Annotated in this window: 21 protein-coding genes and 1 tRNA gene; 3 read left to right on the forward strand and 19 right to left on the reverse strand. The window is 69.0% G+C overall.

Features of this window, described 5'->3' with window-relative positions; genetic code table 11:
* Positions 1 to 11: 11 nt before the first annotated feature.
* The 16 genes from nuoN to Q8W71_RS23655 all read right to left on the reverse strand — a co-directional run bounded on the left by nuoN (position 12) and on the right by Q8W71_RS23655 (position 16,081).
* On the reverse strand, positions 12 to 1,457 hold the full coding sequence (gene nuoN, locus Q8W71_RS23580; protein WP_305527855.1) for an NADH-quinone oxidoreductase subunit NuoN: 1,446 nt from the start codon (positions 1,455 to 1,457) through the stop codon (positions 12 to 14).
* 8 nt (positions 1,458 to 1,465) lie between these two features.
* The gene (locus Q8W71_RS23585; RefSeq protein WP_305527856.1) at positions 1,466 to 2,986 is read right to left on the reverse strand and encodes an NADH-quinone oxidoreductase subunit M; all 1,521 of its coding nucleotides are present in this window, start codon (positions 2,984 to 2,986) and stop codon (positions 1,466 to 1,468) included.
* Positions 2,986 to 5,106: an NADH-quinone oxidoreductase subunit L gene (gene nuoL, locus Q8W71_RS23590; RefSeq protein WP_305527857.1), complete on the reverse strand. Its 2,121-nt coding sequence runs from the start codon at positions 5,104 to 5,106 to the stop codon at positions 2,986 to 2,988. Before nuoL ends, Q8W71_RS23585 begins: the two co-directional genes overlap by 1 nt.
* Positions 5,107 to 5,180: 74 nt before the next feature.
* Positions 5,181 to 5,486: an NADH-quinone oxidoreductase subunit NuoK gene (gene nuoK / locus Q8W71_RS23595; RefSeq protein WP_305527858.1), complete on the reverse strand. Its 306-nt coding sequence runs from the start codon at positions 5,484 to 5,486 to the stop codon at positions 5,181 to 5,183.
* Positions 5,487 to 5,508: 22 nt separating this feature from the next.
* Positions 5,509 to 6,129, reverse strand: coding sequence for an NADH-quinone oxidoreductase subunit J (locus Q8W71_RS23600; RefSeq protein ID WP_305527859.1), 621 nt, complete (start codon positions 6,127 to 6,129; stop codon positions 5,509 to 5,511).
* Positions 6,130 to 6,246: 117 nt separating this feature from the next.
* On the reverse strand, positions 6,247 to 6,735 hold the full coding sequence (nuoI, locus tag Q8W71_RS23605) for an NADH-quinone oxidoreductase subunit NuoI (protein WP_305527860.1): 489 nt from the start codon (positions 6,733 to 6,735) through the stop codon (positions 6,247 to 6,249).
* Positions 6,736 to 6,760: 25 nt separating this feature from the next.
* Positions 6,761 to 7,783: an NADH-quinone oxidoreductase subunit NuoH gene (gene nuoH / locus Q8W71_RS23610; RefSeq protein ID WP_305527861.1), complete on the reverse strand. Its 1,023-nt coding sequence runs from the start codon at positions 7,781 to 7,783 to the stop codon at positions 6,761 to 6,763.
* Positions 7,784 to 7,792: 9 nt separating this feature from the next.
* Complete coding sequence (gene nuoG / locus Q8W71_RS23615; RefSeq protein ID WP_305527862.1) at positions 7,793 to 9,874, reverse strand: NADH-quinone oxidoreductase subunit NuoG; 2,082 nt, start codon at positions 9,872 to 9,874, stop codon at positions 7,793 to 7,795.
* Between the two features lie 9 nt (positions 9,875 to 9,883).
* Positions 9,884 to 10,093, reverse strand: a complete 210-nt coding sequence (locus Q8W71_RS23620; protein ID WP_305527863.1) for a hypothetical protein — start codon at positions 10,091 to 10,093, stop codon at positions 9,884 to 9,886.
* A 4-nt stretch (positions 10,094 to 10,097) separates the two neighbouring features.
* Positions 10,098 to 11,399, reverse strand: coding sequence for an NADH-quinone oxidoreductase subunit NuoF (nuoF, locus tag Q8W71_RS23625; protein ID WP_305527864.1), 1,302 nt, complete (start codon positions 11,397 to 11,399; stop codon positions 10,098 to 10,100).
* A gap of 9 nt (positions 11,400 to 11,408) precedes the next feature.
* Positions 11,409 to 12,740: an NADH-quinone oxidoreductase subunit NuoE gene (nuoE, locus tag Q8W71_RS23630; RefSeq protein ID WP_305527865.1), complete on the reverse strand. Its 1,332-nt coding sequence runs from the start codon at positions 12,738 to 12,740 to the stop codon at positions 11,409 to 11,411.
* A 7-nt stretch (positions 12,741 to 12,747) separates the two neighbouring features.
* Positions 12,748 to 13,938 carry an NADH-quinone oxidoreductase subunit D gene (locus tag Q8W71_RS23635; protein WP_305527866.1) on the reverse strand — a complete coding sequence of 397 codons (1,191 nt, stop codon included), beginning with the start codon at positions 13,936 to 13,938 and terminating at the stop codon, positions 12,748 to 12,750.
* Positions 13,939 to 14,010: 72 nt separating this feature from the next.
* Complete coding sequence (locus Q8W71_RS23640; protein WP_305527867.1) at positions 14,011 to 14,394, reverse strand: four helix bundle protein; 384 nt, start codon at positions 14,392 to 14,394, stop codon at positions 14,011 to 14,013.
* Between the two features lie 40 nt (positions 14,395 to 14,434).
* Complete coding sequence (locus Q8W71_RS23645) at positions 14,435 to 15,076, reverse strand: NADH-quinone oxidoreductase subunit C (RefSeq protein WP_305527868.1); 642 nt, start codon at positions 15,074 to 15,076, stop codon at positions 14,435 to 14,437.
* A gap of 9 nt (positions 15,077 to 15,085) precedes the next feature.
* A complete protein-coding gene (locus Q8W71_RS23650; RefSeq protein ID WP_305527869.1) occupies positions 15,086 to 15,673 on the reverse strand; it encodes a NuoB/complex I 20 kDa subunit family protein in 588 nt (195 codons plus the stop codon).
* Positions 15,674 to 15,715: 42 nt separating this feature from the next.
* Positions 15,716 to 16,081 (reverse strand): NADH-quinone oxidoreductase subunit A, encoded by a 366-nt coding sequence (locus tag Q8W71_RS23655; protein ID WP_305527870.1) that lies wholly within the window; start codon positions 16,079 to 16,081, stop codon positions 15,716 to 15,718.
* A 318-nt stretch (positions 16,082 to 16,399) separates the two neighbouring features.
* Here Q8W71_RS23655 and Q8W71_RS23660 point away from each other — a divergent pair.
* Positions 16,400 to 16,476 (forward strand) — tRNA-Asp (locus Q8W71_RS23660).
* Between the two features lie 337 nt (positions 16,477 to 16,813).
* Here the strand turns inward: Q8W71_RS23660 and Q8W71_RS23665 are convergent.
* Complete coding sequence (locus Q8W71_RS23665) at positions 16,814 to 17,041, reverse strand: hypothetical protein (RefSeq protein WP_305527871.1); 228 nt, start codon at positions 17,039 to 17,041, stop codon at positions 16,814 to 16,816.
* 280 nt (positions 17,042 to 17,321) lie between these two features.
* On the reverse strand, positions 17,322 to 18,338 hold the full coding sequence (locus Q8W71_RS23670) for a TerC family protein (protein ID WP_305527872.1): 1,017 nt from the start codon (positions 18,336 to 18,338) through the stop codon (positions 17,322 to 17,324).
* A gap of 217 nt (positions 18,339 to 18,555) precedes the next feature.
* On the opposite strand from Q8W71_RS23670, the gene Q8W71_RS23675 reads away from it, so the two are divergent.
* The gene (locus tag Q8W71_RS23675; RefSeq protein ID WP_305527873.1) at positions 18,556 to 19,785 is read left to right on the forward strand and encodes a TIGR03862 family flavoprotein; all 1,230 of its coding nucleotides are present in this window, start codon (positions 18,556 to 18,558) and stop codon (positions 19,783 to 19,785) included.
* A 37-nt stretch (positions 19,786 to 19,822) separates the two neighbouring features.
* Here the strand turns inward: Q8W71_RS23675 and Q8W71_RS23680 are convergent, their stop codons facing one another.
* A complete protein-coding gene (locus tag Q8W71_RS23680; protein WP_305527874.1) occupies positions 19,823 to 20,665 on the reverse strand; it encodes a collagen-like protein in 843 nt (280 codons plus the stop codon).
* A 191-nt stretch (positions 20,666 to 20,856) separates the two neighbouring features.
* Here Q8W71_RS23680 and Q8W71_RS23685 point away from each other — a divergent pair, with 191 nt between their 5' ends.
* Positions 20,857 to 21,999, forward strand: a complete 1,143-nt coding sequence (locus Q8W71_RS23685) for an ISAs1 family transposase (RefSeq protein WP_305527267.1) — start codon at positions 20,857 to 20,859, stop codon at positions 21,997 to 21,999.
* Positions 22,000 to 22,012 lie beyond the last annotated feature (13 nt).

Raw genomic sequence — 22,012 nt, forward strand, 5'->3', positions numbered from 1 at the left:
CGGAGAGCACTCTAGAACAGCGACTTGGCCGCCCGGCCTGCCACGCCGACGAGCGGCCCCGGCACCAGGAAGAACAGCATCACCACGACGCTCGACAGGGCGAGCACCACGCGCAGGCCCGGCGCCATCGCCTCGTAGGGCTCCTTCGCCTCGTCGAAGTACATGATCTTGACGATGCGCAGGTAATAGAAAGCGCCGACCACGCTGGTGACCACGCCGATCACCGCCAGCGTCACCAGCCCCGCCTTGATGGCGGCTGCGAACACGTAGAACTTGGCGAAGAAGCCCGCCAGCGGCGGGATGCCGGCCAGCGAGAACATCATCATCGCGAGGCAGAAGGCGAGCCACGGATGGGTGCGCGACAGCCCTGACAGGTCGTCGATCGACTCGAACATCACGTCGCGGCGGCGCAGGGACAGGATGATCGCGAAGGCGCCGAGCGTCATCGCGAGATAGATCACCATGTAGATGACCAGCCCGCTGATCCCCTGCTCGGTGCCGGCGGCGAGCCCGATCAGGGCGTAGCCGATGTTGGCGATCGAGGAATAGGCCATCAGGCGCTTGATCGAACGCTGGCCGATGGCCGCGAACGAGCCGAGCGCCATGGAGGCGATCGCCACGAAGATGAAGATCTGCTGCCAGATCGCGGTTACGTCCGGCAGCGCGCCGATGAACACCCGCACGGTCATCGAGACCGCCGCCATCTTCGGCGCCGAGGCGAAGAAGGCGGTGACCGGTGTCGGCGAGCCCTCGTAGACGTCCGGCGTCCACATGTGGAACGGCACCGCCGCCAGCTTGAAGCATACGCCGGCCGCGACGAACACGATTCCGAGCATGGCGCCGAAGCCCGCGTTCTCGTTCAGCGCCGAGACGATGCCGGGGAACGAGACGGTGCCGGTGAAGCCGTACAGCAGCGAGGCGCCGTAGAGCAGCATGCCCGACGAGAGGGCGCCGAGCACGAAGTACTTCAGCCCCGCCTCGGTCGACTTCACGTCGTCGCGGTGGATCGCGGCGATGACGTAGGCGGCGAGCGATTGCAGCTCCAGCCCGAGATAGAGGGCGATCAGGTCGTTGGCCGAGACCATCACCATCATGCCGATGGTGCACAGCACGATCAGCACAGGGAACTCGAAGCGCTCGATGCGCTCGCGGCGGAAGTAGTCGTGGGCGAGCAGGATCGTCGCCGAGGAGCCCAGCAGCACCAGCGTCTTCATCACCTTTGCGAAGGTGTCGGAGACGAAGGCGCCGGACAGGGTGGTGATCCGCCCCTGCGTGGGCTGGGACAGGACGACGGACAGGGCGACGAGGAGCAGCACCAGCGCGCCGATGCTGACGCTCTCGGCGGAGCGCTCGCCGCGCCACGCGCCGTAGAGGATCAGGAGCATCACGCCGACCCCGAGGATGATCTCGGGCATCAGCGGGGCGAGCGAGGGTAGGACGGAGTGAACGGTCGGCATCGGGCGGCTCAGCGCGGGACCGGCAGCGCGGCCGCCGCGGTCTGGGTGTTGGACAGGGCCGCCTTCATGCTCACCATCAGCGCGTCGGTAGACGGAGCGAATGTGTCGAGAATCGGTCCCGGGTGCACGCCGTAGTAGATGATCAGCGCGACCAACGGTCCGAGCATCAGCATCTCGCGGGTGTCCAGATCCTTGATGTTCCGAAGGCTCGGCTTCTCCAGCTTGCCGAACACCACACGGGCGTAGACCCACAGGGCGTAGCAGGCCGACAGGATGATGCCGAAGACGGCGAAGAACGCGACGTGGGGGTTGGCCTTGAACGCGCCGACCATCGCGAGGAACTCGCCGATGAACCCGGACGTGCCGGGCAGGCCGACGTTGGCCATGGTGAATACCATCATCGCGACGGCGTAGAGCGGCATGCGCTTCACCAGCCCGCCGTAGGCGGCGATCTCGCGGGTATGCATCCGGTCATAGAGCACGCCGACGCTGAGGAAGAGCGCGCTCGACACCAGCCCGTGTGAGATCATCAGGAACCACGCGCCCTGGATGCCCTGCTCGGTCATGGTGAACAGGCCGAGCGTGACGAAGCCCATGTGGGCGACCGAGGAGTAGGCCACGAGCTTCTTGATGTCGGTCTGCATCATCGCCGCCACCGAGGCGAAGATGATGGCGCAGATGGCCAGCGCGAACACCAGCGGCGCGAACTCGCGGCAGGCCAGCGGCAGCATCGACAACGAGATCCGGATGAAGCCGTAGCCGCCCATCTTCAGGAGCACGCCCGCCAGGATCACCGAGCCGGCGGTGGGCGCCTCGACGTGGGCGTCCAGGAGCCACGTGTGCAGTGGCCATTTCGGGAGTTTCACCGCGAAGGCCGCGAAGAACGCAAGCCACAGCCACGTCTGCATGTGGGCGGGGAAGCGGTGCTGCAGCAACTGCGGGATGTCGGTGGTGCCGGCCTCCCAGTACATGGCGATGACGCCGAGCAGCATCAGCACCGAGCCGAACAGGGTGAAGAAGAAGAACTTGAACGTCGCGTAGATCCGCCCCTTCGAACCCCAGATGCCCACGATGAGGAACATCGGGATCAGGGTGCCCTCGAAGAAAAGGTACAGCACGACGAGATCGAGCGAGACGAACACGCCGATCATCATCGTCTCGAGGACGAGGAACGCGACGAAGTACTCCTTCAACCGGGTCTGGATGCCGACCCAGGAGGCGCCGATGCAGATCGGCATGAGGAGGGTGGTGAGCAGGACGAGCGGCATCGAGAAGCCGTCCACGCCGAGCTTGAACCGGATGGTCTCGGTGAGCCACGGGTGGCTCTCGACGAGCTGGTAGGCCGCCGAGGTTGTGTCGTAGCGGCTCCACGCCACCAGCGAGAGCAGGAAGGTCACGACCGTGGTGGCCAGCGCCGCCCAGCGGCTGTTGCGGGCGACCGTGGCCTCGTCGCCGTTCAGCGTCAGCAGAAAGGCCGCGCCGCACAGCGGGACGATCAACAGCCCGGAGAGGATGCCGAGCCCGAGCATCAGTGCGTTCCCTTCGGCAAGCCGGACATCATGTACCAACTGATCAGGCCCGCCACGCCGATGAGCATGACGAAGGCGTAGTGGTAGAGGTAGCCGGTCTGGAACCGGACGGCGCCGCGGGCCACGTCGAGCACCCGCGAAGCGATGGCGTTGGGCCCGTAGCCATCGATGATCTTGATGTCGAGCGTCCGCCAGCAGAAGATGCCGAAGTCCTTTGTTGGACGGACGATGATCCGATCGTAGATCTCGTCGAAGTACCACTTGTTGAGCAGGAAGCGGTACAGCACCGGTTGCTGGGCAGCGAGCGCGCTCGGCAGTTCCGGACGCTTGATGTACATCCACCACGCGAGCACGAAGCCGAGGGTCAGCATCACCAGCGGGGAATAGGCCACGAGTGCCGGCACGTGGTGCATCTCGTGCATGATGTGGTTCTCAGGACCATGCGCCAGCGCGTGGCCCCAGAACGCCTCCATGCCCTCGCCGATGAAGCGGTCCTTGAAGATCAGGCCGGCGAACAGGGCGCCGAAGGCGAGGACCGCCAGCGGCAGGGTCATCACCAGCGGGCTCTCGTGCGGGGTGTGGTCGCCGTGGTGCCCGTGGCCGTGATGATCGTCGGCCACCACGTCGCTCTTGTGCGCCGGCTCGAGGTCGTGGCCGCGGTCGTCGTGGGCGACGCCCTCGGTGTGGCCGGGGGGGCCGTCGGCCGCGTGCGCGGCCACGGAATGGGCCACCGCCGGCACGGCGTGGTGGGCGTCCTGATGCGCGTGGGCGGCGTGCGCGCCCCAGCGGGCCGGACCCTCGAAGGTCAGGAAGAACAGGCGCCAGGAGTAGAACGAGGTGAAGAACGCCGCGATCACCGTGCACAGGAAGGCGAGCGTGTGGCCCGGGCGGGTCGAGGCGTAGGCCGCCTCGATGATCGCGTCCTTCGAGTAGTACCCGGCGGTGAAGGGGAAGCCGATCAGCGCGAGAGAGCCGATCGCCATCATCGCGCAGGTGAAGGGAATGTAGGGGCGCAGGCCGCCCATGTTCCGCATGTCCTGCTCGTGGTGCATCGCGTGGATGACCGAGCCGGCGCCCAGGAACAGCAGCGCCTTGAAGAAGGCGTGGGTGAACAGGTGGAACACGCCGGTGGCGTAGGCGCCCACCCCGAGGCCGACGAACATGTAACCGAGCTGCGAGCAGGTCGAGTAGGCGATCACCCGCTTGATGTCGTTCTGCACGAGCCCGATCGTGGCCGCGAAGAACGAGGTGATGCCGCCGATCACCGTCACCACGATCAGGGCATTGGGGGCGACCTCGAACAGCGGCGACAGGCGCGCCACCATGAACACGCCGGCGGTGACCATCGTCGCGGCATGGATCAGCGCCGAGACCGGGGTCGGGCCCTCCATCGCGTCCGGTAGCCACGTGTGCAGCAGGAACTGCGCCGACTTGCCCATCGCCCCCATGAACAGGAGCAGGCACGCCAGCGTCATGGCGTTCCAGTCGTAGCCGAGGAAGTGGAAGGTCAGCTTGCTGACCTCGTCGACCTTCGGGAAGATCCCGTCGAAGGCGACCGAGCCGAACAGGACGAAGACGAGGAAGATGCCGAGCGAGAAGCCGAAATCGCCGACGCGGTTGACGATGAACGCCTTCATCGCCGCGGCGTTGGCCGAGGGTTTCTCGTACCAGAAGCCGATCAGCAGGTAGCTCGCGAGGCCGACGCCTTCCCAGCCGAAGAACATCTGCACGAGGTTGTCGGCCGTCACCAGCATCAGCATGGCGAAGGTGAACAGCGACAGGTAGGCGAAGAACCGCGGCCGGTGCGGATCCTCCTCCATGTAGCCGATCGAGTAGAGGTGCACGAGGGTCGAGACCGTGGTGACGACCACCAGCATCACCCGGGTCAGGGTGTCGACCTTGAAGGCCCAGTCGACCGTGAAGTCGCCGGCCGAGAACCAGTGCGCCACCTGCACCCGCTCGGCGTGGCCGCCGTCGAGAAATACGCCCCAGGCGATCAGCGCCGTGAAGGCGAGGAGCGAGGTGGTGATGTACTCGCAGGCCTTCGTCCCGATGAGCCGGCCGAACAGGCCGGCGATCAGGGCGCCGATGAGCGGGAAGAAGACGATCGCGTGATACATCGTGCTCTTGCAGTCCGGCCTCGCGGGACGGCGTCGCCGCCCGCGCGTTCAGGGGAAGGGCGAAGCGGGACGCCTCAGCCCTTCATCATGCTCACGTCCTCGACCGCGATGGAGCCGCGGTTGCGGAAGAACACCACCAGGATCGCCAGCCCGATCGCCGACTCCGCCGCCGCGACGGTCAGCACGAACAGGGCGAAGACCTGACCGGTGATGTCGTTCAGATGCGTCGAGAAGGCGACGAGATTGATGTTGACCGCGAGCAGGATCAGCTCGACCGACATCAGGATGACGATGATGTTCTTGCGATTGATGAAGATGCCGAGCACGCCGATCGTGAACAGGATCGCGGCGACCGTCAGGTAGTGGCTCAGGCCGATCATCGTTCGATTCCCCCCGCCCGCCTCAGACCTCGACGCCCTGCCGCGAGGGCACCTTGCGCGTCTCGACCGCCGCCTGCTGCGTGCGATTGTTCTGGACGGTGATGTTCTGGCGCTTGACACCCGGCCGGTCGCGCAGCGTCAGCACGATCGCGCCGATCATCGCCACGAGCAGGATCAGGCCGGCGATCTGGAAGAAGTAGGCGTATTCCGTGTAGATCACCCGGCCGAGCGCCTGGGCGTTGGTCAGGTTCTCGCCGGAGGCGACGTTGCCCAGCGGCGCCTGCACGAGGCCCGGGTCGATGCTCCACGTGCCCACCACCAGCAGCAGCTCGACGAGGAACACCGCGCCGATCAGGCCGCCGATCGGCAGGTAGTCCTGGAAGCCCTGGCGGAGCGCGGCGAAGTCCACGTCGAGCATCATCACCACGAACAGGAACAGCACCGCGACCGCGCCGACGTAGACGACCACGAGGATCATCGCGAGGAACTCGGCGCCCATCAGCACGAACAGCCCGGCCGCGTTGACGAAGGCCAAAATCAGGAAGAGCACCGAGGCGACGGGATTGCGCGCGGCGATCACCATGAAGCCCGAGGCCACAGCGAGGCTCGCGAACAGGTAGAAGAAGGCGGCTGCTGCGGTCATGCGGGGGTCGCGCTCGGCCGCTGACGCGGCCCCTTCTGTCACGGTGGCGTCGGGCCGCCGGAGCGGCCCCGTCTATAGAACCCGGCCGGTGGGGGCACAACCGCGCCCCGGCCCGCCTCAGCGATAAGGCGCGTCCATCGCGATGTTGCGGGCGATCTCGCGCTCCCAGCGGTCGCCGTTCAGGAGCAGCTTCTGCTTGTCGTAGAGCAGCTCTTCCCGGGTTTCGGTCGAGAACTCGAAGTTCGGCCCCTCGACGATCGCGTCCACGGGGCAGGCTTCCTGGCACATGCCGCAGTAGATGCACTTCACCATGTCGATGTCGTAGCGGGTGGTGCGCCGGGTACCGTCGTTGCGCCGGGGCCCCGCCTCGATGGTGATGGCCTGCGCCGGGCAGATCGCCTCGCAGAGCTTGCAGGCGATGCAGCGCTCCTCGCCGTTCGGGTAGCGGCGCAGGGCATGCTCGCCCCGGAAGCGGGGACCGCGGTGACCCATCTCGAACGGATAGTTGATCGTCGCCTTCGGCTTGAAGAAGTACCGCATGCCGAGGATCATCCCCGACACGAATTCTTTCAGGAGCAGGCTCCTGGCGATCTGATCGAGCTTCATGCTCCGATCTCCAAATCTCGTGACGTCAGGCGCCGGGGGCGAGGCCGGTGAGCTTCAGGACGAAGGCCACGACCACCACCGACACGAGGGACAACGGCAAAAACACCTTCCAGCCGAGCCGCATGAGCTGGTCGTAGCGGTATCGGGGCACGATGGATTTCACCATCGCGAACATGAAGAACAGGAAGCTCGCCTTTAGCACGAACCAGATCAGGCCCGGCACCCAGGTGAAGGGCGCGAACGGGATCGGCGAGAGCCAGCCGCCGAGGAACAGCACCGTCCCCAGCGCGCACATGGTCATGATCGCCACGTACTCGCCGAGCATGAACAGCAGGTACGGGGTCGAGGAGTACTCGACCATGTAGCCCGCCACCAGCTCCGACTCGGCCTCGGGCAGGTCGAAGGGCGGACGGTTCGTCTCGGCGAGCGCCGAGACGAAGAACACGATGAACATCGGGAACAGCCACAGCCAGTACCAGCCGAACAGGCCGAGCGCCGTGTCCTGTGCGAGCACGATGCGCGTCAGGTTCAGCGAGCCGGCGCAGAGCAGCACGCAGATGATCACGAAGCCGAGGCTGACCTCGTAGGAGATCATCTGGGCAGCGGAGCGGAGCGCTCCGAGGAAGGCGTATTTCGAGTTCGACGCCCAGCCGCCCATGATCACGCCGTAGACCCCGAGCGACGAGATCGCGAAGATGTAGGTGATGCCGACGTTGATGTCGGCGATCGCCCAGCCATCGGCGAGCGGGATCACCGCCCAGGCCGACAGCGCCAGCATCGCGAAGACGAGCGGCGCGAGCAGGTAGATCGCCTTGTTGGCACCCGCCGGGATGACCGGCTCCTTGAGCACGAATTTCAGCAGGTCGGCGAACGACTGGAACAGGCCGAAGGGGCCGACGACGTTCGGGCCGCGCCGGAGCTGCACCGCCGCCCAGATCTTGCGGTCGGCGAGCAGCGCGTAGGCGATGAACACGAGCAGCGCCGCCAGGAGCACGAAGCTCTTGAGCACGAGCAGGAGCACGGTCCCGAGGATCTCGAGCGGGGTCATCGGGCGCTCCTACTCCGCCGCGGCCAGCGGCTGCGCCTGGCCGGCGCGCTCGCGGGCGAGCCGCGAGCACTCGGCCAGCACCCGCGAGGCGCGGGCGATCGGGTTGGTGAGATAGAAGTCGGCCACCGGCGAGGCGAAGGCGGCCCCGCCCGCGCTGTCGCCGAGGCCCGCCAGCACCGCGACCGCGCCGGCCACGTCGCCCGGCTCTACCGCGCCGACCGCCGCGAGGTGCGGGTGGGCGGCGTAGAGCGCCTTGCGCAGCGCGGTCAGCGAGTCGAACGGCAGCCGGTGGCCCAGCACCTCGGACAGGGCGCGCAGGATCGCCCAGTCCTCGCGGGCGTCGCCCGGCGGGAAACCGGCGCGATTGGCGGCCTGAACCCGGCCCTCCAGGTTGACGTAGGTGGCGTTCTTCTCGGTGTAGGCGGCGCCCGGCAGGATCACGTCGGCGCGCGACGCGCCCCGGTCGCCGTGTGTGCCCTGGTAGATCAAGAAGGCGCCGGGGGCGACGTCGCGCTCGTCGGCGCCGAGATTGAACAGCACATCGAGCGCGCCGGCCTCCAGCATGCCCGCGAAGGTCAGGCCGCCCGCCCCCGGCACGAAGCCGAGATCGAGGGCGCCGACCCGGGCGGCGGCCGTATGGAGCACGCCGAAGCCGTTCCACTCGGGCGTGACCGCGCCGAGATCCCCGGCGAGCTTCGCCGCGGCGGCCAGCACGCCGGGCTCCACGTCGGCTCCGACGATGATCAGCGGTGCCTTCGCTGCCTTGAGCGTGTCGAGGAAGCTGTGCTCGCCCCGGGCCAGCGCCGCCAGCGAGTCCGGGCCGGCGCCGATGTAGTGGCTCGGGTAGGTGAGGTCGACCGCCTCGCCGATCACGCCGACCGCGAGCGGTGCCATGCGCCAGCGCTTGCGGATGCGCACGTTGAGGAGCGACGCCTCGGTGCGCGGGTTGGCGCCCACCATCAGGATCGCGTCCGCGCCCTCGATCCCGGCGATGGTCGGGTTGAAGACGTAGCTCGCGCGGCCGTGGGCCGGGTCGAGGCCGGCGCCGGTCTGGCGGCAGTCGAGGTTCGGCGTGCCGAGGGCGCGCATCAGCTCACGCAGCGCGAAGATCTCCTCGACGCCGGCGAGATCGCCGACGACCGCGCCGATCCGCTTCGGATCCGCCGCCTTCACCCGCGCGGCGATCGCCCCGAACGCCTCGCTCCAGGTGGCGGGGCGCAGGCGTCCGTTCTCGCGCAGGTACGGCCGGTCGAGACGCTGCATCCGCAGGCCGTCGACGCAGTGGCGCGTCTTGTCGGAGATCCACTCCTCGTTGATGTCCTCGTTGATCCGCGGCTCGATCTGCATGACCTCGCGGCCGCGGGTGTCGACGCGGATCGACGAGCCGACCGCGTCCATCACGTCGACCGACTCGGTCTTGTTCAGCTCCCAGGGACGGACGTTGTAGCTCTGCGGCTTGTGCACCAGCGCGCCGACCGGGCACAGGTCGGCGGCGTTGCCCTGGAGCTCCGAGGCCATGGCCTGCTCCAGGTAGCTCGTGATCTCCATGTCCTCGCCGCGGCCGATGGCGCCGAGGTCGGGCACGCCTGCCACCTCCGCGAGGAAGCGCACGCAGCGGGTGCAGTGGATGCACCGGTTCATCGCCGTGCGGATCAGCGGGCCAATATGCTTCTCCTCGACCGCCCGCTTGTTCTCGCGGTAGCGGGTCGAGTCGACGCCGTAGGCCATCGCCTGATCCTGCAGGTCGCAATGGCCGCCCTGGTCGCAGATCGGGCAGTCGAGGGGATGGTTGATGAGGAGGAACTCCATCACCCCCTCGCGGGCCTTCTTCGTCAGCCCCGAGCGCGTCAGCACCTCCGGCGGCTCGCCGTTCGGGCCGGGGCGGCAATCCTTCACCGCGTAGGCGCAGGACGCCACCGGCTTCGGAGCCCCTTTGAGCTCCACGAGGCACATGCGGCAGTTGCCGGCGATCGACAGCCGCTCGTGGAAGCAGAAGCGCGGGATCTCCGCGCCGGCCGCCTCGCACGCCTGGAGCAGGGTGTACTCGGCCGGGACATCGACCTCGGTGCCGTCGACGAGGATTTTTGTCATCGCGTCATCTCAGTGCGGGGCATCGGCGAGGTCGAGGCGGCGCTCGATGCGCTCGATGCGAAGCTCGACCCGGTCGATCCGCCGATGGACGCCGGCCAAGTTCTCCTCGACGGCGGCCATGCGGCCTTTCAATTCACGAATGTCATCGCTGAGACGATCGACCTTCTCGTCGATGCGCCGCAGGAAGACGAGTATCAGGTTGTCCGGCTGATCGGCCATGACATCACTCCGCCGCCATCGGCACGGGGTCGGAGTGCGGATTGGCGCTGTAGCGGTCGATGCGCCGCTCGATCTCCGGGCGGAAGTGGCGGATCAGCCCCTGGATCGGCCACGCCGCGGCGTCGCCGAGCGCGCAGATCGTGTGCCCCTCGATCTGCTTGGTGACTTCGAGCAGCATGTCGATCTCGCGGCGCTGGGCGCGGCCTTCCGCCATGCGCGTCATCACCCGCCACATCCAGCCGGTGCCCTCGCGGCAGGGCGTGCACTGGCCGCAGGACTCGTGCTTGTAGAAGTAGCTGATCCGGGTGATCGCCGAGACGATGTCGGCCGACTTGTCGAGCACGATCACCGCCGCGGTGCCGAGGCCGGAGCCGAGGTTGCGCAGGGTGTCGAAGTCCATCTTGGCGTCGATGATTTGCTCGGCCGGCACCAGCGGCACCGACGAGCCGCCGGGGATCGAGCAGAGCAGATTGTCCCAGCCGCCGCGCATGCCGCCGCAATGGCGGTCGATCAGCTCGCGGAAGGTGATGCCCATCTCCTCCTCGACGTTGCACGGCTTGTTGACGTGCCCCGAGACGCAGAAGAGCTTGGTGCCGGTGTTGTTCTTGGCGCCGAAGCCCGCGAACCACGCGCCGCCGCGGCGCAGGATGGTGCCGGCGACCGCGATCGACTCGACGTTGTTAACGGTGGTGGGGCAGCCGTAGAGGCCCATGTTGGCCGGGAACGGCGGCTTGAGCCGCGGCATCCCCTTCTTGCCCTCCAGGCTCTCGATAAGCGCCGTCTCCTCGCCGCAGATGTAGGCGCCGGCTCCGTGGTGGACGTAGATGTCGAACGGGTAGTCGTGGACGTTCGACTGGCCGACGAGCCGGGCGGCGTAGGCCTCGTCCACCGCGGCCTGGAGCGCATGCTTCTCGGCCACGTACTCGCCGCGGATGTAGATGTAGCAGGCGTGCGCGCCCATCGCGCAGCAGGCCAGCATGCAGCCCTCGATCAGGAGATGCGGGTCGTGCCGCATGATCTCCCGGTCCTTGCAGGTGCCGGGCTCCGACTCGTCGGCGTTGACGACGAGGTAGTGCGGCCGCCCGTCCGACTTCTTGGGCATGAACGACCATTTGAGGCCGGTCGGGAAGCCGGCGCCGCCGCGGCCGCGCAGCCCCGAGGCCTTCATCTCCTCGATAATCCAGTCGCGGCCCATCTCCAGGAGGAACTTGGTCCCGTCCCAGGCGCCGCGCTTCTTGGCGGCTTCGAGCCCCGGCGAGTGCTCGCCGTAGAGGTTGGTGAAGATGCGATCCTGATCCGACAGCATGTCAGGTCCTCACTGCCCCGTGCCCGACAGCGCCTTGGCCTGCCCGACCCAGTCCTCCCGGTCGATCCGCCCCGGGAAGGCGAGGTAGGTGCCGACCCAGGCGATCTCGTCCCGGGTCCAGGCGGCGATCTGGTCGAAATGGTAGATGCCGAGCCCGTTGAGCCGCTGGCTGTTGCCCGGACCGATGCCCTTGATGCGGGTGAGGTCGTCCGGTGACCCGGCCCGCGCGGCGTCGAGGCCGGGCGGGCGCGTGCCCACCGCGTCGGCCTTCTGCTCCGGCGAGGCGTCCTTCGGCAGCTTGGCCAGGGCACCGGCGACGCGCGCCGCCTCGGCCTCGGCCGCCAGTTCGCCCTCGCTCGCGCCGGATGCTTCCGGCTGCTGCGGGGGCTCGTCGCGATCGTGCGCGCCCTGGTGGCCGTGCTCGCCCGGGGCCGCCTCGCCCGCGGCCGCGGGCTTGTCCGGCGCGGCCCCGCGCTCGGCCGTCGAGCGGTGGGGCTCGGCGGCGTCGGCATTGTCCTCTTGCTTGACCGGCTCCTTGCCCTCGGCCGCGCGCTGGGCCGGCGCGTCGGAGGCCGGGCGCTCCACCGGCCGCCCGGCGTCGGGCTTGGCGGGCTTCGGGGCGGTGGCGGCCTGCTGCGCGCTGGAGGCGGCCTCGCCGGTCTTGGAATTCGCGTCCTCGGGCTTGTGCGTGTCCTCGAAGCGCTTGCGCCACGCCCCGACCCGCGAGCCGTCGAACAGCGTCGGGTCGGTGAGCGTGTCGGCCCCACCCGCCGGCTCGGAGGCGCGACGGCCGGCCTGCGGGCCGGGCTTGACCGGGCGGCCGGCGGCGAGGTCGTCCATCAGCTTCGACAGGGATTCGGGTGTCAGATCCTCGTAATAGTCCTGGTTGATCTGCACCATCGGCGCGTTGCAGCAGGCGCCGAGGCACTCGACCTCCAGCCAGGAGAAATTGCCGTCCGCCGAGACGTGGCCGGGCGGCCCCAGGCGCTTCTCCAACATCCCCTTCAGCTCGCGGGCACCGCAGGAATCGCAGGGGACCGTGCCGCAGAGCTGGATCCAGAACCGGCCGACCGGCTCCAGGGCGAACATCGTGTAGAAGGTCGCCACCTCCAGCACGCGGATCTTGGGCATGCCGAGTTCGTCGGCCACCGCCTCGATCGCCTTCTGCGGCAGCCAGCCGCCGTGCTGCTCCTGGGCCCGCCACAGCAGCGCGATCACCGCCGAAGCCTGCCGCCCCTCCGGGTACTTGGCGATCTGGTTCTGCGCCCACTCCGTGTTCTCGGGGGTGAACGCGAAGCTCTCGGGCTGCTCCGACGCCGGCGCCAGTCTGCGGTTTGCCATCTCTACGTCACCGGTCCACTTCGCCGAACACGATGTCGAGCGTGCCGAGCACGCAGGACACGTCGGCCAGGAGGTGCCCGCGGCACATCCAGTCCATCGCCTGCAGGTGCGCGAAGCCCGGCGCCCGGATCTTGCAGCGGTACGGCTTGTTGGAGCCGTCCGAGACCAGATAGACGCCGAATTCGCCCTTGGGAGCCTCGACCGCGGCGTAGACCTCGCCGGCCGGCACGTGGAACCCTTCGGTGTAGAGCTTGAAGTGATGGATGAGCGCCTCCATCGAGCGCTTCATCTCCCGGCGCGGCGGCGGGGCGAACTTGCCGTCGATCGCCGCGATCGGTCCCTGGCCGGCGGGCTCGCGCAGCTTGGCGCAGCACTGCTTCATGATCTTGGTCGACTCCCGCATCTCCTCCATGCGGATCACCTGCCGATCGTAGGTATCGCCGTTCTTCCCCACGGGGATGTCGAACTCCATCTCATCGTAGGCCTCGTAGGGCTGCGACTTGCGCAGGTCCCACGGGATGCCGGAGCCGCGCACCATCACGCCCGAGAAGCCCCAGGCCATGCACTCGTCCACCGACACGATGCCGATGTCGACGTTGCGCTGCTTGAAGATGCGGTTGGCCATCACGAGGTCGTCGAGGTCGTCGACCACCTTGAGGAACGGATCGCAGAACGCGTCGATGTCGTCGATCAGCTTGGGCGGCAGGTCCTGGTGGACGCCGCCGGGCCGGAAGTAGTTGGCGTGGAGCCGCGCGCCGCTGGCGCGCTCGTAGAAGATCATCAGCTTCTCGCGCTCCTCGAAGCCCCAGAGCGGGGGCGTGAGCGCGCCGACATCCATCGCCTGCGTGGTGACGTTGAGCAGGTGCGAGAGCAGCCGGCCGATCTCGCAGTAGAGCGTCCGGATCAGCTTGGCCCGGCGCGGCACCTCGATCCCGGCGAGCTTCTCGATCGCGAGGCAGAAGGCGTGCTCCTGATTCATCGGCGACACGTAGTCGAGCCGGTCGAAGTAGGGCGTCGCCTGGACGTAGGTCTTGTGCTCGATCAGCTTCTCGGTGCCGCGGTGCAGGAGGCCGATATGCGGATCGACCCGCTCGACCACCTCGCCGTCGAGTTCCAGCACGAGGCGCAGCACCCCGTGCGCCGCCGGGTGCTGCGGCCCGAAGTTGATCGCGAAGTTGCGGATGTTGTGCTCGGTCATAGGCCGGCTCCGCCGGAAAGCGAGTAGCGAGTAGCGAGTAGGGAGTAGGGGTGCAGCGTCATCATCGGATCCCTACCGGCTCCCCTCTTGTTTCTGAAGCGCGCGGATCAGCGCGCGCAGCATCTTTCCGATCTCCTCGCAACGCCCGAGAAGCGGTTCCGCACGCGCCGCTGCCAGAAGGCCCACGCGATCGGACAGAATGATGTGCGTTTCCAATTCTTTGAGCGAACCCTGCGCCACGCGGAGGAACTGAACGAAGGATCCTCCGGTCTCGCGGCCATGGCCTTCGGCGATGTTCGCGGCGACGGAGGTTGCCGCGCGGCGGATCTGTGCGGTCAGGCCGAACATCTCCTCGCGCGGGAATTCCCGCGTCTCTCCGTAACATGCCTCGGCCAGCGCCATAGCCTCCTGCCAAACCTTCAGATCCCTGTAGGACGTGATCGCAGGTCGTTCCACGATCACCCCCTATTCGCTACTCACTATTCGCTATTCGCCCTCAAGCCTTCTCATCGCCGGGCAGCACGTAGTCGGTGCCCTCCCACGGCGAGAGGAAGTCGAAGTTCCGGAACTCCTGCGTCAGTTGCACCGGCTCGTAGACGACCCGCGCCTGGTCCTGGTCGTAGCGAACCTCCACGAAGCCGGTCAGCGGGAAGTCCTTGCGTAGCGGGTGACCCTCGAACCCGTAATCGGTCAGCAGGCGGCGCAGGTCGGGGTGGCCCGAGAACAGGATGCCGTAGAGGTCGTAGGCCTCGCGCTCGAACCAGTTCGCGGCCGGGAAGACCTCGATCACCGAGGGGACCGGCGTCGTCTCGTCGGTCTGCACCTTCACCCGGATCCGCGCGTTGTGGCGCATCGAGAGCAGGTGGTAGACCACGTCGAAGCGCTTGTCCCGCTGGGGGTAATCGGCGCCGCAGATGTCGATGAAGCAGCGGAACGCGCAGGCCGGATCGTCGCGCAGGTAGGTCAGCGCGTAGACGATGTCCGAGGCCTGGACCACGAGGGTCAGTTCGCCGAACGCCAGCGCGTGCGACACCACCGCCGGCCCGAGGGCGCCGGTGATCCGCTCGGCCAGCGTCCGCAGCGCCGCCTCGCCGCCCTCGGCCTGCGTGTGGGGCAGGATGGAGATGCCGTTGCTCATGGCTCCGCCTCAGCGCTCGATCGTGCCGGTGCGGCGGATCTTCTTCTGGAGCAGAAGCACGCCGTAGAGCAGCGCCTCCGCGGTCGGCGGGCAGCCCGGCACGTAGATGTCCACCGGCACCACCCGGTCGCAGCCGCGCACCACCGAGTAGGAGTAGTGGTAGTAGCCGCCACCGTTGGCGCAGGAGCCCATCGAGATGACGTAGCGCGGCTCCGGCATCTGGTCGTAGACCTTGCGCAGCGCCGGGGCCATCTTGTTGGTCAGCGTACCGGCGACGATCATCACGTCGGACTGGCGCGGGCTGGCGCGCGGGGCGAAGCCGAAGCGCTCGCAATCGTAGCGCGGCATCGACATCTGCATCATCTCGACGGCGCAGCAGGCGAGCCCGAAGGTCATCCACATCAGCGAGCCGGTCCGGGCCCAGTTGATCAGCTCGTCGGCGTTGGTGAGCAGGAACCCGCGGTCGGCCAGCTCGTCGCTGATCGACAGGAAGGTCGGGTCGTCGGCGCCGATCGGGCGGCCGGTGTTCGGGTCGATGATCCCCTTCGGCTGGGGGGCGACCGCCGGGGTGCGGTGTGTGTCGGTGATCAGGGCCATCGGCGCCTCAGAGAACGGTCGGATGTGCGGCGGGTCCGGGGCTCAGTCCCACTCGAGGGCGCCCTTGCGCCACTCGTAGACGAAGCCCACCGTCAGCACGCCGAGGAAGATCATCATCGACCAGAAGCCGAACCAGCCGAGGTCGCCGAACGTGATCGCCCACGGGAACAGGAAGGCGACCTCCAGGTCGAAGATGATGAACAGGATCGCCACGAGGTAGAAGCGCACGTCGAACTTCATGCGCGCGTCGTCGAAGGCGTTGAAGCCGCACTCGTAGGCCGAGAGCTTCTCCGGGTCGGGCGCCTTGTACGCCACCAGGAACGGCACGACGAGCAGCGCGGCGGCGATGAACAGCGCGACGCCGATGAACACGATGAGCGGCAGGTAGTCCGCCAGCAGTCCGGTCATGCCAAGAAGTCCCGCGAGACCCCCGGAGGCCGGCGGCCAGAGGCCGGACGGCGTCCCCGGTGGAATTGTTCTTATGCCAGGTTGCGTTCGGCCGGAGGCTTAGTCGAGCCGCCGCCCCATGACAATGGCGTTGCGCGTCGCACAAACCACGCGCCAGCGGGAATGAAATGGGGGCCTCCGGCGCTCCGGCAACACGACGGATCCGCGCAGTCCGCACCCGGCGCGGAAACCGCCGCGGCCGCGCTTGACAGCGGCACGCCCCCCCCATAAACCCCGCCTCGTCGCCGGGCCACGGAGCCCCTTGAGGCGGCCGCCCGCGCGGGCGTAGCTCAGTCGGTTAGAGTGCCGGCCTGTCACGCCGGAGGTCGCGGGTTCGAGCCCCGTCGCCCGCGCCATCGTCTACCTTACCAGCAGATCTGTCGAGTCCGCCCGGAGCTTCCGCATCGGGTCGTGACGGATGCTCGGAGCCGCCGCACCGCGAGGTGCCGTACGCGGGCTCGGCGAGCCGTCGCCGTTGCGCCGTGCTGGTATCGAACCGGGATACGACTTGCCGCGGACCCTCCGCACGGTCGGGCCGCGAGTGTCTTGCGACGCTCGCCGCGCGCTGCCCTCGACCAATATCGGTATGCTGCGGCCCTTCAGGGAGTTACGGGATCCTCCGCGGGCTGTGGGGCGACCGGCGGTCCGGAGCCTCGGACGGCGTCGGTGTCCCGACGCCGCGTCGGGTTGTGTTTACCGGGCGGAGGCCAGGGCGCCGGGCGCGGTGCGGGCGGCGACCGGCACAGGGGCCGGCACCGGCTGCGGCGTGGTGCTCGGCGCGGCGCGACCGACGCGGGCGGCCTGGATCTGATCGCGGTAGAGCGGCGGTGTGAGGTGAAGGGCGTCGTCGGCAGTGGCGGCCGCGGGAGCGAGCGCGGCCGTGGCGAGGGCCGTCAGGACGAGGATCTGGGTCGGGCGCATGGAACATCTCCGGGTCGGGCGGCCTGGTGGGGCCGACGACCGGAGTGAAGCATGGTTTTGTGCGTTGCGCTCTGTCGTTGCTGCATTGCAGCATAATGTCGTGTCACGAGGACGGACGGCTTATTATGCATCCTTTAGGGCGCAGGCTTCCGCCCATTCTCCGGCCGCGCCATGCGCCGGATGCATGGTGCGCGCAATTATGTGGTAAGGAGGGTCGAAATAATCTTTTGCGTTGCACAAAATTTTCTTGGCGACCGGGGCGAGCCCGGTCGCCGTCCGGTCACGTCGCCCGGTGGGGATGCGCGGAGACGGCCTCGGCCGGGGGCTCGCCCCGGGTGCGCCACAAACTGTAGACGACGCCGAACGCGAGCAGGGCCAGCGTGACCACCAGCGACACCCACGGCGGCACGTGCAGCAGGCCGAACGTGTCGGCAACCACGATCTTGGCGCCGATGAAGATCAGGATCAGCGCCAGCGCCGTCTTCAGGTACGCGAAGCGGTCGACCATCGCCGCGAGCGCGAAGTAGAGCGCCCGCAGGCCGAGGATGGCGAAGATGTTGGAGGTGTAGACCACGAAGGTGTCGGTGGTGATCGCGAAGATCGCCGGCACGCTGTCGACGGCGAAGATCACGTCGGCGCCGTTGACGAGCACCAGCGCCAGCGCCAGAGGGGTGAACCACAGCACCCGTCGGCCGGTCTTCGGGTCGGGGAGCCGGACGGCGAAGCTCTGCCCATGCAACTCCGGGGTGATCCGGAACGTCTTGCGCATCCAGCGCACCGAGGCGCTGTCGCTAAAGTCGCTCTCCTCCTCAGGCCCGGAGAAGAAGATCTTGAGGCCGGCGTAGATCAGGAAGGCCGCGAACAGCGACAGCACCCAGTGCACCTGATGCACCAGGGCGGCGCCGAGCCCGATCATCAGGCCGCGCAGCACCAGGGCGGCGAGGATGCCCCAGAGCAGCACCCGGTGCTGGGCGACCCGCGGGATACCGAGCGCCGTCAGGATCATGGCGATGACGAAGACGTTGTCCATCGACAGCGACTTCTCGACCACGAGGCCGGTGACGTATTCCTCGCCGGCCTGGGGCCCGAGATACCACCAGACCCAGCCGCCGAAGGCGAGGCCGAGGGCGAGGTAGAAGCCCGTCAGCCCCAGGCTCTCGCGCACCCCGATCTCGTGCTCCTTATCCCGGTGCAGCAGCCCGAGATCGAAGGCCAGCAGGGCCGCGATCAGGACGTGGAAGCCGAGCCACATCCACAGCGGCTTGCCGAGCCATTCAATGGTCAAGAGATCGCTCATGCGCGGGACCTGATGCTCCTTCCGGGGCGGAAAGCATCGGCTCCGACATCACGGACGCTCACGCAGAGCGTCCGCCAGAGGGGCCCGCAGCCGATGCCGGCGAGTTAAGCGGCAGAAGGGGGCGAATCAAGGGCGGCCGGCGGATCGATCCCCGATGCGCCCCGGTCGGGCCCTGCATCGCGCTTGACAGGCGGGCGGGCTGCGGCTCTGCGGGCGCATGCCGAGTGAGCGGGACGATGGGCGGAAGGGCGGGATCGCGGTGGTCGGCGGCGGCCCCGCCGGGCTCGCGGCCGCCGAGGTCCTGGCCGTGGCCGGGCGCGCGGTCACCGTCTACGAGCGCATGCCCTCGCCGGGCCGCAAGCTGCTGATCGCCGGCCGAGGCGGTCTCAACCTGACCCACAGCGAGCCCCTGCCGGCGTTCCTCGGCCGCTACCACCCGCCCGGCAGCCTCGACGCGGCGGTGACCGCCTTCCCGCCCCAGGCGCTGCGGGATTGGGCGGCCGATCTCGGGCAGCCGACCTTCGTGGGGTCGAGCGGGCGGGTCTTCCCCGAGAGCTTCAAGGCGTCGCCGCTGCTGCGGGCGTGGCTCGCCCGCCTCGACCGGCTCGGCGTGCGGATCCGGGTGCGCCACCGGCTGGTGGGCCTGGAGAGCGACGCCCTGATCGTCGAGCATCCGGACGACCGGCTGCGCCTCCGCCCCGCCGCCGCCCTGCTGGCGCTCGGGGGCGCGAGCTGGCCGCGCCTCGGCTCCGACGGGGCGTGGGTGCCGCTTCTCGCAGGTCTCGGCGCGGAGGTCGCGCCGCTGCGCCCGGCCAATGCCGGCTTCGCGGTCGCATGGTCCGAGCCGTTCCGGACGAAATTCTCCGGCGCGCCGCTCAAGCGGGTCGCCCTGAGCCACGACGGCGTCGCGGTCCGCGGCGAGGCGGTGGTGAGCGGGGCGGGCATCGAGGGCGGGGCGGTCTACGCCCTGTCGCGGCGCCTGCGGGAGGCGATCGCGGCGAAGGGTTCGACGGTGCTCCAGGTCGACCTGCGACCCGACCTGACCCCCGACGCCCTGGCCCGACGCCTCGCGGCGGCCCGGCCCGGCGATTCCCTGTCGACCCGGCTGCGCAAGGCCGCGGGCCTGTCGCCGGTCGCCGCCGGCCTGCTGCGCGAGGCGGGCGCGCCGCCCGCCGCCCCGGAGGCGCTGGCCGGGCTGATCAAGGCGGTCCCGCTGCGGCTCGACGCCCCCTTCGGGCTCGACCGGGCGATCTCGACGGCGGGCGGGGTGCGGCTCGGGGACCTCGACGCCCGCGGGATGCTGCGGGCCCGGCCCGGCCTGTTCCTGGCCGGGGAGATGCTGGACTGGGAGGCGCCGACCGGCGGCTACCTGCTGCAGGGCGCCTTCGCCGGCGGCCGGGCCGCGGCCGCCGGGATGCTCGACTGGCTGCGCGAGCGCGGGCTCTGAACGCGCCGGCCGGCGCGCCCCTCCCGTCCCTTTCGTCTCACGGGCTCGTGCAGAACCCGACGATGCCGGCGGCCTCCGGCGGGCAGGAGGCCCCCTCCCCTTCGTAGGCCGGTGCGCCCGCCTTCAGGCAGCGGGCCGCGACCAGCACCTCGCCGTCCTCGCAGGCGACGGCGCAGCCGCCGGAGCAGTCGGAGCGCCGCAGCCGGCGCACAGGCGAGGCGGACGGCAATGCGGACACACCGGCGGCCACGCCGGAGGTGCCCGCTTCCCCGCGCGGGCCGGTCTCGCCCTTCGGTCCCGCATCGCCCTTGAGTCCTGGATCACCCTTAAGCCCCGGATCACCCTTGGGACCGGTCTCCCCCTTCGCGCCGGCTTCGCCCTTGAGACCCGCCTCGCCCTTCGGACCGGGCTCGCCTTTGGGGCCGGGTTCGCCGCGCAGGCCCGGTGCGCCGGCCTCGCCCGCCGGGCCGGAGGGGCCGACGGCGCCCTGCGGCCCGGGCGGGCCGGCCGGGCCCTCGGGGGCACAGTTGGCGACCACCGCCTCGCGCTCGTCGGGCTCGGATTTCAGGGTGATCACGCAGGTCGGCGGCCGGTAGGGAAGCCGGAAGACGAACTGCCCGCGCCGGTCGGCCTGGATCGACATGTCGTCGTCGAGCACCACGATCGCGCCCGGCTTGCGCACGGAGCCCGAGACCCGCAGGTCCCCGGCCTCGATCCGCGCATCGTAAACGGTGATCGGCTGGGCGGGAGCCCGGGCCTTTCGCGGCTGCGGCGCGACCCGCTTCGGACGGGGCGCCGGCTCCGAGTCCGGGGCTGGCTGCTGGGCCAGGGCGGGGGCGGCGAAGGCGAGCAGGACCGTCAGGGCGAGGGCTGGGCGCATGTCCGTCCGGGGGCCAGACCGCGCCCGTCGCGCGGCCGCGGGACATTGCCGCCGGGCGCGCGGCCGGGTCAACCGCGGGGGCGGCCGCGCCCAGGGCGATCGCTTCAGCTTTTTGGCTTTGGCTTGGGAGCGGTGCTGCGGGGGGCTGAGGTTTGTGATTCACGGCGGGCTTTGCGTCTGCGGAGCCGCCGATGCCGTCCTCGCTGTCGATCCTCGACCACTTCTCGACCCTGACCGACCCGCGCCAGCGCTGGCGGGTGATCTACCCGCTGCCCGAGATCCTGCTGCTGGTGCTGTGCGCCACGCTGTGCGGCATGGACGACTTCGTCGAGATCCGGCTGTGGGGCGAGCGGCGCCTGGACTTCCTGCGCCGCTTCCTCCCGTACGACCGCGGCCTGCCCGCCCACGACACCCTCAACGACGTCGTCAACGCGCTCGACGCCGACCTCTTCAAGACCTGCTTCACGGCCTGGGTCGAGCGCCTGCGCGCGGTCGAGCCGGATCTCATCGCCATCGACGGCAAGACCTCCCGGCGCTGCCACGCCAAGACCAAGGGCCGGGCCGCCCTGCACACCGTCTCGGCCTGGGCCTCCCGCCAGCGCCTCGTGCTCGGCCAGGAGGCGGTCGCCGACAAGAGCAACGAGATCACCGCCATCCCGCGCCTGCTGGAGCGGCTCGAACTCCGGGGCGCGCTGGTCACGATCGACGCGATGGGCACCCAGACCGCCATCGCCGAGACCATCGTGGCCCGGGGCGGCGACTACCTGCTCGCCCTCAAAGGCAACCGCCCCGCCACCCACGACGACGTCGTGCGCTTCTTCGCCGCTCCGGGCGACCTGATCGCCGACACCCACCAGACCGTCGACAACGACCACGGTCGCCTCGAACACCGCCGCCACAGCGTCTGCCACGACGTGAGTTGGATCGGCTCGGATCGCCGCTACCCGCACGAGCCGCACATGCCCCATCTGGCGATGATCGGCATGGTCGAGACACAGGTCGAACGCGCCGGCAGGATCGAGTGCGAACGCCGCTACTACCTCGCCTCGGTCAAGCTCGATGCCAAGACCTTCGCCGCCGCCGTGCGCGCCCACTGGCACATCGAGAACCGCCTGCACTGGGTGCTCGACGTCGTCTTCCACGACGACCTCGTCCGCCTGCGCACTGGATCGGGTCCGCAGAACATGGCCGTGGTCCGCCACATGGCCATGAACCTCGTGCGCGCCCCCCACGACCGCCACAGCCTCAAGGTCCGAAGAAAGCTCGCCAACCTCGACCCGGACTACCTCGAAACCCTCATCCGACAGAACCCGAAGACCCCGCCGTTAACCTGAAGCGATTCCCTTG

The organism is Methylobacterium amylolyticum (assembly GCF_030700245.1).
In the GTDB taxonomy this organism is placed as follows: domain Bacteria; phylum Pseudomonadota; class Alphaproteobacteria; order Rhizobiales; family Beijerinckiaceae; genus Methylobacterium.

Excerpts from the sequence above, each read along its gene's own strand:
- Q8W71_RS23670 (WP_305527872.1), bottom strand. The coding sequence starts at position 18,338 with ATGAGCGATCTCTTGACCATTGAATGGCTCGGCAAGCCGCTGTGGATG.
- Q8W71_RS23645 (WP_305527868.1), bottom strand. The coding sequence starts at position 15,076 with ATGAGCAACGGCATCTCCATCCTGCCCCACACGCAGGCCGAGGGCGGC.
- nuoK (WP_305527858.1), bottom strand. The coding sequence starts at position 5,486 with ATGATCGGCCTGAGCCACTACCTGACGGTCGCCGCGATCCTGTTCACG.
- nuoG (WP_305527862.1), bottom strand. The coding sequence starts at position 9,874 with ATGACAAAAATCCTCGTCGACGGCACCGAGGTCGATGTCCCGGCCGAG.
- Q8W71_RS23600 (WP_305527859.1), bottom strand. The coding sequence starts at position 6,129 with ATGACCGCAGCAGCCGCCTTCTTCTACCTGTTCGCGAGCCTCGCTGTG.
- Q8W71_RS23680 (WP_305527874.1), bottom strand. The coding sequence starts at position 20,665 with ATGCGCCCAGCCCTCGCCCTGACGGTCCTGCTCGCCTTCGCCGCCCCC.
- Q8W71_RS23665 (WP_305527871.1), bottom strand. The coding sequence starts at position 17,041 with ATGCGCCCGACCCAGATCCTCGTCCTGACGGCCCTCGCCACGGCCGCG.
- nuoF (WP_305527864.1), bottom strand. The coding sequence starts at position 11,399 with ATGCTGTCGGATCAGGATCGCATCTTCACCAACCTCTACGGCGAGCAC.
- nuoI (WP_305527860.1), bottom strand. The coding sequence starts at position 6,735 with ATGAAGCTCGATCAGATCGCCAGGAGCCTGCTCCTGAAAGAATTCGTG.
- Q8W71_RS23675 (WP_305527873.1), top strand. The coding sequence starts at position 18,556 with ATGCCGAGTGAGCGGGACGATGGGCGGAAGGGCGGGATCGCGGTGGTC.
- nuoE (WP_305527865.1), bottom strand. The coding sequence starts at position 12,740 with ATGGCAAACCGCAGACTGGCGCCGGCGTCGGAGCAGCCCGAGAGCTTC.
- Q8W71_RS23635 (WP_305527866.1), bottom strand. The coding sequence starts at position 13,938 with ATGACCGAGCACAACATCCGCAACTTCGCGATCAACTTCGGGCCGCAG.
- nuoH (WP_305527861.1), bottom strand. The coding sequence starts at position 7,783 with ATGACCCCGCTCGAGATCCTCGGGACCGTGCTCCTGCTCGTGCTCAAG.
- Q8W71_RS23655 (WP_305527870.1), bottom strand. The coding sequence starts at position 16,081 with ATGACCGGACTGCTGGCGGACTACCTGCCGCTCATCGTGTTCATCGGC.
- Q8W71_RS23685 (WP_305527267.1), top strand. The coding sequence starts at position 20,857 with ATGCCGTCCTCGCTGTCGATCCTCGACCACTTCTCGACCCTGACCGAC.
- Q8W71_RS23585 (WP_305527856.1), bottom strand. The coding sequence starts at position 2,986 with ATGCTCGGGCTCGGCATCCTCTCCGGGCTGTTGATCGTCCCGCTGTGC.
- nuoN (WP_305527855.1), bottom strand. The coding sequence starts at position 1,457 with ATGCCGACCGTTCACTCCGTCCTACCCTCGCTCGCCCCGCTGATGCCC.
- Q8W71_RS23620 (WP_305527863.1), bottom strand. The coding sequence starts at position 10,093 with ATGGCCGATCAGCCGGACAACCTGATACTCGTCTTCCTGCGGCGCATC.
- nuoL (WP_305527857.1), bottom strand. The coding sequence starts at position 5,106 with ATGTATCACGCGATCGTCTTCTTCCCGCTCATCGGCGCCCTGATCGCC.
- Q8W71_RS23650 (WP_305527869.1), bottom strand. The coding sequence starts at position 15,673 with ATGGCCCTGATCACCGACACACACCGCACCCCGGCGGTCGCCCCCCAG.